Below are 10,785 nucleotides of genomic sequence, written 5' to 3'. Positions count from 1 at the left end.
GCCGGCCGGGCGGCCCCCGGCGGCGTGCGCGGCGCCCTGGTGGGCGCCCCCCGGGCCGGTACCCGGGTGGGCGGCGGCGACCGGGTGGCGCAGGGCGCCGATCCGCAGCCAGCCGTCGTTCTCGTACGGGCGCAGCGCCTGGGCGAACCAGGCGGCCTGCTCGGGGCCCAGCCAGCCGTACCGGTCGTCCGGCCGGTGGGACCAGGCCATCGAGGAGTTCAGACCGGCGACGACGGTGCCCAGTTCGGGGACCGGGAAGAGGGTCCACGGCTGGGCGCTGTCGAAGACCACCTCCAGCCCCTGGTAGAACTCCTGGAACAGCCGGGCGTAGTGCCGCCACTTGGGCCAGAAGGGCGGGGTGGGGCGCAGCTCGTCGGCCTCGCAGGTGGCGAAGTAGGCGCGCGAGGCGGCCTGGCTGACGTCCTGCCCGCCGGGGACGATCGCCACCCGGTGCGGCTCCAGGCCGAGCAGGGCGCGCATCCCGGTGAGGAAGGAGAGCGCCTGCTCGCACTCGCGGGGGCTGCCGGAGGCGGTCAGGTCGCCGGTGACGACCACCAGTTCGGGTGTGGGGGCCCCGGAGTCGGCCAGTTCCACCAGGTCGCCCCAGACGGCGGCCTGGAGGTCGACCGGGTCGTTGCCCCGCCCGAACTCGGGGCCGGCCAGGTGCAGCACGGTCACCGCCTCGCGCCCGCCGGCCCGGCCCGCCGCCTGCGGGTACTCGGGCTGGACGGACGGCCTGCGCCGGCCCGCCCAGCCGGTGCCCCCGACCGGGCGGGGGGCGGGGATCTGCGTCTGGGCCGCCGGCGGGAGGGCGCCGGGCGCGCCGCCCGGGTAGCCGGGGCGCAGCTCGGGCCGGGACCGGCCGTCCATCGCCGCCGCGACCCGGTTGAGCAGGAGCTGCCGGGCGCGGGCCGGCTCGTCGACGCCCACCAGGTCGATGTAGGTGAGGGTGGCGAGCAGGCCGTCCACCGGGATGTCCTCGATCCGGACCGTGACCAGCCGGCGGTCCGGCGCGTCCGGATCCGCGCGCAGGGCGGCCTGCCACTCCATCCGGCCGTAGCGCGAGCGCTCGTAGTTGCGCGAGAGCAGGGCGATGACGGCCGCCGACTCGGTGACGCCGCGGTCCATGAAGTCGACGAAGTTGGTGCCGGGGACGAAGTCCCACGCCTGGAGGAACGCCCGGTAGCCGGCCTCCTCCAGCGTCCACGCGATCCAGGCCGCCCAGCGTTCGTCGGCCGGCGAGTAGCTGATGAAGAAGTCGATCGGCCCGGGGCCACCCGGGGTCGCGTCAAGAGCCCCCATGGAGAGAGCTTATGACCGATCCGGACGGGCTGAACCCTCCTTGCCCACAACGGTTTCGGGTGATATCCGGTCCGGGTTGCGCGAACGCGCGACCGGTGTCCGACCGGACGTACGAGTGGCGGTGTCGACCCGCGACGCCTCGTGTGCGACCCTGACGTCCGTGTTTGCGTACTGGCCCGCCGTCCGGCGACTTCATCCGCTCGACCTCCTTGCCGGCGGGCTGCTCGTCCTCGGCCTGCTCTTCCTCGCCACGGGGTTGCTCCCCCCGGACTCCGCCGGGGCGGCCGTGCAGCGGATCGCGCCGCTGCTGGCCTTTCTCGGCTCGGTCATCGTGCTGGCCGAACTGACGAGCGCCGCGGAGGTGTTCGACGTGCTCGCGGCCTGGGTGGCGCGGGTCGGCCGGGGCAGCTACCCGGTGCTGTTCCTGCTGTGCGTGGGCTTCGCCTCGCTCACCACGACCGTGCTCAACCTGGACACCACCGCCGTGCTGCTCACCCCGGTGATGCTGGCGCTCGCCACCCGGGTGGGCATCGCCCCGCTCCCGCTGGCGATGACCACGGTCTGGCTGGCCAACACCGCGAGCCTGCTGCTCCCGGTGTCCAACCTGACCAACCTGCTGGCCGCCGACCGCGTCGCGCTCTCCCCCGCCGGGCTGGCCCGGGCGATGTGGGCGCCGCAACTGGCCGCGCTGCTCGCCACCATGGCCTGCCTGTGGGGGTTCTACTGGCGGCGCGGGCGGCGGGGGGCGGACGCGTACCGGCCGCCGGCGGCCCACCGGCCGAAGGACCGGGCGCTGTTCCGGATCTGCGCGCTGGCCTGCGCCGGGTTCCTGGTGGCCAGCCTGGCGGCCGTCGTCCCGCTCTGGGTCGCCTCGGGCGCGGCGGCGGCGGTGGTCGTCGCCGCCTACGCCGTCCGGCGCCCGGAGGGGTTGCGCGCCTCGTTGATACCGTGGCGGCTGCTGGTCATGGTGCCCGGGATGTTCCTGGTGGTGCAGACCGTGGACGCCCACGGGCTGCACCGGCTGCTCTCCGAGGCGATCGGCACCGACGGCGGGGTCCTCGGCCTGTTCCGGGCCTCGGCTGTCGGCGCGGGCCTGTCCAACGTGCTCAACAACCTGCCGGTCTACCTGGCCGGGGAGGGCGCGGTGCCGGCCGGCAACCACCAGCAGCTGCTGGCCCTGCTGATCGGCACCAACATCGGCCCGCTGATCACCCCCTGGGCCTCGCTGGCCACCCTGCTCTGGTACGAGCGGTGCCGTTCGGCGGGCCTGCGGGTGCCGCTGCGGAGCGTGGCCGGGGCCGGGGCCGTGCTCGCCGTGGGCGGCGTGGCGCTGGCCACCGCGGCCCTCGCGGTGACGGGCGGCTCCTGAGGGACCGGCCCGGGGGTCCGGGGCAGGGCGTCGGGGCGGGGCTCCGGCGCGTCGGGGCAGGGCGTCGGAGGCGGGGCTCCGGGGGTCAGGGGGCGCAGGGGCGGGGGCGAGCGCCGCAAGGAGTGCCTCGCGCACGGGAAGGCCCGCGCCCTCCGGGCTCCGAAGGAGTCGCCGATTGCCCCGAGGATGTCAGTCAGCGCTGCGGTAGTTTCCCGGGAACCCGCATGTGACGGTTATCACCTCGGATAACATCGCATATCCGAGGTAATAACCGGATATGACGATCCGTCCGCCCGAACCGAGGGGCCCCTGTGACCGACACCCGCACTCCGCCCGCCGAACAGCTGCACTACGCGGTGGACCTCACCCCGGCAGACATCGAGGCCATCCACGGATTCCTGTACGAACGGATCACTCCGATGAAGGGGGACGACCTCTTCGGCAGCCCGGAGCAACGCGCCGCGCGGGCGCTGGCGAGTCTGGTGCGCACCGCGACGGCCCGCGCCGAGGTGATGCTCGCGCGTCTGACCGAGAACCCCGACGACCGTCACCGGGGGGAGAACCTGCACACGCTCCGGCAGTGCTGGCAGTCCCTGGTGGAGGTCGCGGAGGAGTGGTCCGACGCGCCCGGCTTCGATCGCCGCCGGTGGCGCGACGTCGACGCCGACCCCGCCGCCGCAGCGCTGCGCCACCGGCTGGTGGCCAAGCAGCGCGCCGAGGCCGCCGACACCGCCACGCAGGCCTGACCCAGCGGCACCGTGCCGCCCCCGGCCCTTGGCGACGGGCGTCAGCGAGGAGACTTCGATGAGCGAGGACCTGGTCGACGACGAGTTGCTGCCCGCCCTGCCGGCCGTCGGCGGCGACGTCGCCGGGGCCGGGCCGGACGCGGCGAGTGCCGCGGTGCTCGCCGCGCTCGACACGCCCGCTCGCCGGCACCCGGACGACGTGCGCCCCGCGAAGACCAGGGCCGGCTACGCGCGGGACTGGGCGGTGTGGGGCGAGTACCTGGACTGGCTGGCCGCGCCGGAGCGCACCGGCCACCGCCTCCCGGACACCTCCGTCGAGACCGGCACCCTGGTCGGCTTCGTCGTCTGGCTCGACCGGGTCGCCGAGGCCGCCCCGGCCACGATCGAGCGGCGGATCACCGGGGTGACGGCGGAGGCCCGGCGCCGCGGCGTCCAGGTGTCGAAGGAGACCACCCTCGCCGCCCGGCGGGCACTCACGCCGATCCGCCTCGACCCGGACCGGCTCCGGGCCGGGCGCGGCCGGGGCCGGGCGGTGGCGTCCACTCCCGCGCAGCTGCGGGCGATGACGACCGCCGACCCGCTGGTGCCCCGGCCGGTCGGCCCCCGGCGGCGGCGCCGCGACTACGAGGTACCGGAGCTGGCTCGGCTGCGCGACCGGGCGCTGACCCTGCTGTCCTTCGCCGTCGCCGGGCGGGCCTCGGAGGTGAGCGGCCTGGACGTCGGGGGGATCGTGCCGGATGCCGGGGGCCTGCACGTCGCCGTGCCCTCGGTGAAGGGCCGGCCCGGCCGGGACGTGGTCGTGGCCTACGGTCGGCACGAGGAGACGTGCCCCGTACGGGCCTGGCTCGCCTGGCGGGCCGCGGCCGGTCTCGACGGCGGCCCGGCGTTCCGGCCGGTCGACCAGTGGGGCCGCCTCGGCACCGGGCGGCTGTCCCCGGACGGCTGCCGGATCGTCATCACCCGCACCGCCGAGCGCGCCGGCCTGGAGACACGGCTCACCGGGCACTCCCAACGGGCCGGGCTGATCACCGCCGGCATCAAGGCCGGCAAGCGGCCCGACAAGGTGCGGGCCCAGTCCGGCCACGCCGCCGGCTCCCCGGTCTTCGAGGGCTACGTCCGCGACGCCCGGGCCCGGGAGGACGCCGCCACCGACGACATCGGCCTCTGAGCGCAGGCGCGGTCACCGGCCGGCCGGCATGGTCCTGCCCCACTGGCGGACCACCGGGCCGGGTACCGCCGATCCCCGCGTCTGCGGGGCCGGAGCCCGAAGGTCAGCGGTCTCCGGCAGCCTCTGGACACCCAAGGACCACCTGGCCGCCGCCCATCGGGCTCCGGCCCGCCGGCGTTTGGCGGGTCGGGGCGAGCGGTTTCAGCGCGGGGCCGCCGTCCGTCCGGGGAGCAGCGGCGAGGGTGGCGATCGTCTCCAGAACGGCCACCGCGGCGGTCGCGGGCGAGGAGTCGGCAGCCGTCGTCACCGCCTCGGCCGGTGCAGTCATCCCACCGGCCTGCGCCCGGGTCCGTCATCACGTCTGATCATCCGCAGGTATCCGGCGCCCGACCGGAGGCCGGAGCGGCCTGGGGAAAACCAGGTGACCGGCGAGGACGGTCCTTCTTACGATCGGGCGCTGTGCAATCTGCTCCTGTCCTTGAACGGCTCCTGCCATGAAACCCCTGATCCCTGGCGTGCTGCGTGACGAACCGCAGTTCGCCCGCCTGTTCATCGGGCATTCCCTGTCGGTGCTGGGCGACCGTGTGTCGTTCGTGGCCGTGCCCTTTGCCGTGCTCTCGGTAGGCGGATCCGTCTCGGACGTTGGCCTGGTGGCCGCCGCAGGTCTGGTGCCCATGCTGCTGTTCACCCTGGTGGGTGGGGTGTGGGCGGACCGCTTCCGGCGGCACCGCATCATGCTGGTCTCCGACGTGGTGCGGTTCGCCGTGCAGGGGATCATCGCTGTTCTGCTGTTGACCGGTGTCGCCGAGGTGCCGCATCTGGTCCTGCTGATGATCCTTTTCGGCACGGCGGATGCGTTCTTCATGCCCGCTTCCACGGGGCTGATACCGCTGGTGGTCGGGCCTGACAGGCTGCGGGAGGCGAATGCTCTGCGCGGGATGGTCCAGTCGTCCGGGCTGGTGCTCGGTCCGGCCCTGGCCGGTGGACTGGTCGCGCTGGCCGGCCCCGGCGGCGCCCTGGCACTGGACGCCCTGACCTTCGCCGTCAGTGCCGCGTTCCTGGCACGGCTCAGGCCCCGCGAGACGGCGGCCGGGACAGTGCAGGGCGCCGCCGGGGGGACCTTCCTCGCGGAACTGCGCGCCGGTTGGGTTCAGGTGCGCAGCCGCACGTGGGTCTTGTCCGGCCTGGCCGGCATGGCGGTCTACCACGTTGTCGTGCTGCCGTCGGTCTACGTACTGGGGCCCGTGCTTGCCCAGCGCGAGTGGGGCGGTGCGGCAGGCTGGTCGGTGGTGGTCGCAGCCTTCGGTGTGGGGGCCGTCGTCGGCGACGTATGCGCCTACCGGCTCACGATCGAGCGGCCGATGGTCCTGGCCGCTGCGGCGCTGGCGGTGGCCTCCTGTCAGGCGGTCGTCATCGGATCCGGTGCACCGCTCGTCCTGATCGCGGTCCTCGAAGCGGTCACCGGCGTTGCCGTTTCCCTCTTCTTCGTCCTGTGGGAGACGGCGCTGCAGACACACGTGCCCGAGAGTGTCCTGTCCCGCGTGAGCTCCTACGACCACCTGCTGTCGGCCGGACTGATGCCGGTCGGCCTGGCGCTCGCCGGCCCCGTGTCCGAATCTCTCGGCGTGCGGCCCACTCTGCACGCGATGACGGTCGTCGCGGTCCCGGCCGCTCTCGCGCTTCTCTGTGTCCCGGCCGTACGACGCCTCCCGGCGCGTGCCCCGGGCGCCGCGGGCGGTGGTGGCGGCGTCCACGCTGCCTCAGAGGCCGGCTTGCCGTGATCGGGGCACGCGCCGGGAGGCGTGCGCGGAGTCCGGTTCACGGCGCGCTTCGGTCTGCTCGGGAGAGAACGCGTAGGCAGGGGGCCCGGTCACGCCGGGCCCGGAGGCCGGCGGCCCTCGTGCAGGACCGCGAAGGACACAACGGGGGGCAGGGTGTGCCTGGTGTCACCGGGCGGCGGCTCCCCCGGGTCCGTCCGGGAGACCGGCGTGGGCGACCAGGTCGAGCAGGTACGGCACGATCTCAGGACGGCCCGCGACGTAGCTGCGGGCGGTGTCCGGCTGGCCGATCCGCGCGCTGAACCCGCCGCCGTCGAGCGCACGGACCACCAGACCCGCCTCGGTCGCCAGCAGGCTCCCGGCGGGCAGGTCGATCTCCTCGGCCCGGTAGCCGACGAAGCCGTCGATGAGCCCGCACGCCAGCAGCGACCAGGTGAGCAGCGGCGCCCAGAGCTGGAGCACCCGGCGGGCGCCGCTCTCCAGCCCGTCCTTGAGCGCCCGGGCCACCGGGTCGCCGCCCGTCACCCCGTGCCCCTGCGTCCAGCCGAGCACCGGCCGCCCCGCGCCCGGCGGGCGCACCGGGGCGCCCAGCCTCCCGGCCGGCCCGTACGCCCCGCAGCCGTGCACCGCCCGCCAGGTCCGGCCGGCGACCGGGTCGTGGACCACGCCGACGACCGGCTCGTCGTCCACGCAGAGGGCGATGCCGACCACGTAGGCGGGCAGGCCGATCACCACGTTGTTGCTGCCGTCCAGCGGGTCGACCAGCCAGGTGCGGCGGGAGCCGGGCCGGCCGGCCGTGGCGCCGCCCTCCTCGGCCAGGATGCGGTCCGCCGGGAAGCGTTCGGTCAGCCTGCGGGTGACCAACTCCTCGGCCAGCAGATCGAGTTCGGTGACGACGTCACCGTCCTCCCCTTTGGTGTCCACCCGGAACGCGTCCAGGAAGCGGGTGCGCAGCAGGGCGCCCGCCTCCTCCGCGGCCCGCACCGCGACCCGGCACTCCTCCGCGTAGGCGGGCGGCGCGGCCCCCTCACCCGGTCCTGTCCTGTCCACTGATCCTCCTGGCTGCCTCGTCGGCGATCCGGGCCGTCCGGGCCGCGTCGCAGAGTCGCCGCACCACGCGGCGGGCGGTGCCGTCCACCGGCCCCAGCACCACGTCCACCGGCCCCGGCACCGTCCGGCCGAGGACGACGGTGGCGGCGGGCGCGGCGTCCGGCAGCACCGTGGCGTGGAACTCGCCGGCGCCGAGGGTGTACGTCTCGCCGCGCGCGCTGGTCTGCTCGGCCAGCGGCTCCCAGCGGACCAGCCGCGGGGTCGGGCGGATCTCGTCCGCCCCTCCGGCGCTGTACACCTCGAACGCCCGGTGGGTCGGCCGGCCGGGCTCGTCGTACACCCCGACCCGCAGGTTGCCGACCCGGCCGTAGAGCACGCTGCTCTTCAGCTCCCAGCTGTGGCAGTGGATCTCGCGCTCCGCCCCGGCCGGGACCGGGTCGAAGACGTGCACGCACACGCCGTACGCGCCGTCGCGCAGCACCGGCAGGCAGTAGAAGCCGAGCGGGTGCGCGACCGCGCGCAGCGACCGCGCGCCGGAGGCCACCTCGGCCAGCAGTCCGCCGACCAGGCCGTCCAGGCCGGGCTCGGCGGTGGTGCGTCCGGTGGCCCGTTCGAGTGTCGTGAAGAGGTTCATCGTCTCCCCCTGGTCTCCCCCTGCGGGCGCGGTGCGCGCGGCTACCGGCGGTACGGGTTGTCCGCGTGCAGCGCCCGGTCGATGATGTCGCCGACGTCCCGGTCCGAGAAGGCCGGCGGCAGCGGGATGCGCAGGTGCTCGAACAGCCGCCGGGCCTCGTCCACCGTCGGGTCGTCGCCGAGCGGCTCGGTGTCCCGGAGGTCGAGTTTGACCGCCTGCTCCCGGTAGTGGTGCAGCTCGGTGACGTAGTAGTCGTACAGCGGACGGCCGCGTTCGACGTAGATGCTGACCCGCCGCGGGTCGTCCTGGGTGATGATCAGGCAGGAGGCGGAGACGTCGAACCGCAGCGACGGCGCCACCTCCGAGAGGTGGACGTCGATCTCCAGGGTGTCCAGGCGCTGCCGGTACCAGGCGGCGGCCAGCACCGTCGCGTAGGACTCCTTGCGGGTGCGCTCCACGCTCCAACCGCCGTCGTGCGCGCCGTGCGCGCCGTCCGCCCGGCTGCCGAAGGTCCCCCGGAACCGCGCGTACGCGGCGCAGGCCGCCTCGTCGCCCGGGTGCACGATGTCGATCTTGACGGTGAGCGCGCGGCGGCGGCGCCGCGCCTCCTGGACGCACTCGGGCAGGGTGACGGCCCGCAGGTACGTGCCGGTGCCGCCCTTGAACACCCACCGGTCGGTGTCCTGGCGGGCCCGCTCCAGCGCCCGCTCCAGGTCGACCCCGGCCAGCTCGCGCACCGAGGTCAGGTTCTCCAGCGCCTGCCGGGCACCCTCCGTCGCCTCCCGGATGTCCACCACCCGGCGCCGGCGCTCGGCCAGCGAGCCGTACACCACGGCCGCCAGCACCAGCAGCGTGGCACCGGAGACGACGTTGTCGCCCAGACCGCCGCCGAACAGGTCGAGCAGGCCGACGACCAGCGCCCCCAGCAGGGCCACCACGCCGTCCGAGTTCCTGAGTACCCACGCGATCGCGCTCTCCAGCCGCCGGCCGGGACCCGCACCCCCGTGCACCACGCCGACACCTCCTTCGATCGTCAACATGGTAGGTGCGGCAAGAAGTTGACGGCCAGTGAGTTGCCGGTCGGGTTCGGGTCGCGAACCGGTCGCATCCTGGCAGGCCCTGGGCGCACGCGGCGGACGGGGGCCGTGCCGCCGGGGCGTGCGAGCGGGCGCGGGGCCCATGGGGGCGGCGCCCCGCGGAGAGGGCGGGCGCCGTCCCCGGCCGATCGGCGGAACAGCTCCGCGTGTTCGGCGGCCCACGCGTGCAGCGGGCGCGCCGGGGCGCCGGTGACGTCCCGGACCGTGCCGGTCACCGGCTCGGGGTCACCGATCCGCGCCTCGACGAAGGCGGCGCCCCGTCCACGACACCGGGCGGCAGGCCCCCGGCGAGCAGCCGCCCGCGGGCGTCCTCCCGGGGAACCTCCCGCGCGGCGTTCGCCCGGCGGTTCACCGACCTGATCGGCCGGCCTCCCCTCGGCTACCTGACCCGGTGGCGGACGACGACGGCGGCCCGGCTCCTCCGCGCGACCGAGAGCCCGCCCGACGCCGTCGCCACCCAGGTCGGCCACGGCTCCGAGTACGCCTTCGCGCACGCCTTCCGGCGCGAGTTCGGACTCCCCCGGGGCGCTACCGACGACAGGAGCGGCGGACCGCCCGTCCGGGGGCCTCCCTAGACTGAGGGCCCGCCCGCCCCCGACCTCCGGAGACTTCCGTGCGCCCTGCCAGAATCGCGGTCGTGACCGCCCGCGCCGCCGCGGCGTACGACGCCGACCTGCCGCTGATACTCGACGCCCTGCGGGCCGAGGGCCTCGCCGCCGAGGCGGTCGACTGGGACGCCGAGGCCGAGAGGTGGGACCGGTTCGACCTGGCCGTGATCCGCTCCACCTGGGACTACGCGGAGCGCATCGACGAGTTCCTGACCTGGGCCGACACCACCGCGCACGCCACCCGGCTGTGGAACCCCGCGTCCGTGGTGCGCTGGAACAGCGACAAGCGCTACCTGTCGGCGCTCGCCGGACACGGCGTCCCGGTCGTGCCGACCCGGTTCCTCGAACCGGGCGGATCCGCCCACGAGGAGGAGCTCCCGACCGGCGACATCGTGGTCAAGCCCGCCGTCTCCGCCGGCTCCCGGGACACCGCCCGCTACGAGCCCGGCCAGACCGCCGACGCCCTGCGCCACGCCCGCCTGCTGCTCGACCAGGGCCGCACCGTGATGGTCCAGCCCTACCTGCGCCGGGTCGTGGAGGGGGAACGCGCCCTGGTGTTCCTCGGCGGCGACTTCAGCCACGCGATCCGCAAGGGCCCGGTCCTGACCGAGGCCGGGGTGATCGACAACCTGCGGGTGGCCCACCCCGGCGTCACCCCCTACGACCCGACCGAGGCGGAACTCCGCACCGCCCGCTCCGCCCTCGCGGCCCTCCCCGCGTCCGGTCCCCTCCTGTTCGCCCGGGTCGACCTCGCGCTGGACGACTCCGGCGACCCGGTGGTCATGGAACTGGAACTGATCGAGCCGAACCTCTTCCTCGCCCACAGCCCGCAGGGGCTGGAACGCTTCACCGCGGCCGTGGCCGCCAAGGCCGCCGAAGCGGGCTGACGGCGGCCCGGGCGGGGGTCAGCCCGGCCCGCGGCCGGCGGGCGCGACGCCGAGAACCCCCCCCCCCCCCCCCCCCCCCCCCCCCCCCCCCCCCCCCCCCCCCCCCCCCCCCCCCCCCCAAACCCGCCGGGGGGGCACCCGCAAGA

At 75.3% G+C, this 10,785-nt stretch carries 10 protein-coding genes; 6 read left to right on the top strand and 4 right to left on the bottom strand.

Features of this window, described 5'->3' with window-relative positions:
• The coding region (locus ABZY91_RS27800) for a TIR domain-containing protein (protein ID WP_355405710.1) at window positions 1-1,302 on the bottom strand (1,302 nt) is incomplete at its 3' end.
• A 160-nt stretch (window positions 1,303-1,462) separates the two neighbouring features.
• Here ABZY91_RS27800 and ABZY91_RS27795 point away from each other — a divergent pair.
• The 4 genes from ABZY91_RS27795 (at window position 1,463) to ABZY91_RS27780 (ending at window position 6,366) form a co-directional block, all read left to right on the top strand.
• Window positions 1,463-2,671 (top strand): SLC13 family permease, encoded by a 1,209-nt coding sequence (locus ABZY91_RS27795; protein WP_329876742.1) that lies wholly within the window; start codon window positions 1,463-1,465, stop codon window positions 2,669-2,671.
• Window positions 2,672-2,982: 311 nt separating this feature from the next.
• Window positions 2,983-3,417, top strand: a complete 435-nt coding sequence (locus ABZY91_RS27790) for a hypothetical protein (protein WP_355405709.1) — start codon at window positions 2,983-2,985, stop codon at window positions 3,415-3,417.
• A 58-nt stretch (window positions 3,418-3,475) separates the two neighbouring features.
• Window positions 3,476-4,585, top strand: a complete 1,110-nt coding sequence (locus ABZY91_RS27785) for a hypothetical protein (protein ID WP_355405708.1) — start codon at window positions 3,476-3,478, stop codon at window positions 4,583-4,585.
• A gap of 494 nt (window positions 4,586-5,079) precedes the next feature.
• Window positions 5,080-6,366 carry an MFS transporter gene (locus ABZY91_RS27780; protein WP_355405707.1) on the top strand — a complete coding sequence of 429 codons (1,287 nt, stop codon included), beginning with the start codon at window positions 5,080-5,082 and terminating at the stop codon, window positions 6,364-6,366.
• A gap of 165 nt (window positions 6,367-6,531) precedes the next feature.
• On the opposite strand, the gene ABZY91_RS27775 is transcribed toward ABZY91_RS27780, so the two are convergent.
• From ABZY91_RS27775 to ABZY91_RS27765, 3 genes are read right to left on the bottom strand one after another with little or no spacing between them, the layout of a single operon-like run.
• On the bottom strand, window positions 6,532-7,413 hold the full coding sequence (locus ABZY91_RS27775) for an inositol monophosphatase (protein ID WP_355405706.1): 882 nt from the start codon (window positions 7,411-7,413) through the stop codon (window positions 6,532-6,534).
• On the bottom strand, window positions 7,391-8,047 hold the full coding sequence (locus tag ABZY91_RS27770; protein WP_355405705.1) for a hypothetical protein: 657 nt from the start codon (window positions 8,045-8,047) through the stop codon (window positions 7,391-7,393). Before ABZY91_RS27770 ends, ABZY91_RS27775 begins: the two co-directional genes overlap by 23 nt.
• Window positions 8,048-8,088: 41 nt before the next feature.
• On the bottom strand, window positions 8,089-9,060 hold the full coding sequence (locus ABZY91_RS27765; RefSeq protein ID WP_355405704.1) for a hypothetical protein: 972 nt from the start codon (window positions 9,058-9,060) through the stop codon (window positions 8,089-8,091).
• Window positions 9,061-9,290: 230 nt separating this feature from the next.
• Here ABZY91_RS27765 and ABZY91_RS27760 point away from each other — a divergent pair, with 230 nt between their 5' ends.
• Window positions 9,291-9,719 (top strand): helix-turn-helix domain-containing protein, encoded by a 429-nt coding sequence (locus ABZY91_RS27760; RefSeq protein ID WP_355405703.1) that lies wholly within the window; start codon window positions 9,291-9,293, stop codon window positions 9,717-9,719.
• 62 nt (window positions 9,720-9,781) lie between these two features.
• Window positions 9,782-10,639 carry a hypothetical protein gene (locus ABZY91_RS27755; RefSeq protein ID WP_355405702.1) on the top strand — a complete coding sequence of 286 codons (858 nt, stop codon included), beginning with the start codon at window positions 9,782-9,784 and terminating at the stop codon, window positions 10,637-10,639.
• Window positions 10,640-10,785 lie beyond the last annotated feature (146 nt).

The sequence above is a fragment of the Kitasatospora sp. NPDC002965 genome, from assembly GCF_040611255.1.
Taxonomy (GTDB): Bacteria; Actinomycetota; Actinomycetes; order Streptomycetales; family Streptomycetaceae; genus Kitasatospora.
This window is presented reverse-complemented; position numbering and strand designations above follow the sequence as displayed.

Bases quoted from the DNA above. Each gene is read 5' to 3' on its own strand.
- ABZY91_RS27770 (WP_355405705.1), bottom strand. From the start codon at position 8,047: ATGAACCTCTTCACGACACTCGAACGGGCCACCGGACGCACCACCGCC.
- ABZY91_RS27785 (WP_355405708.1), top strand. From the start codon at position 3,476: ATGAGCGAGGACCTGGTCGACGACGAGTTGCTGCCCGCCCTGCCGGCC.
- ABZY91_RS27780 (WP_355405707.1), top strand. From the start codon at position 5,080: ATGAAACCCCTGATCCCTGGCGTGCTGCGTGACGAACCGCAGTTCGCC.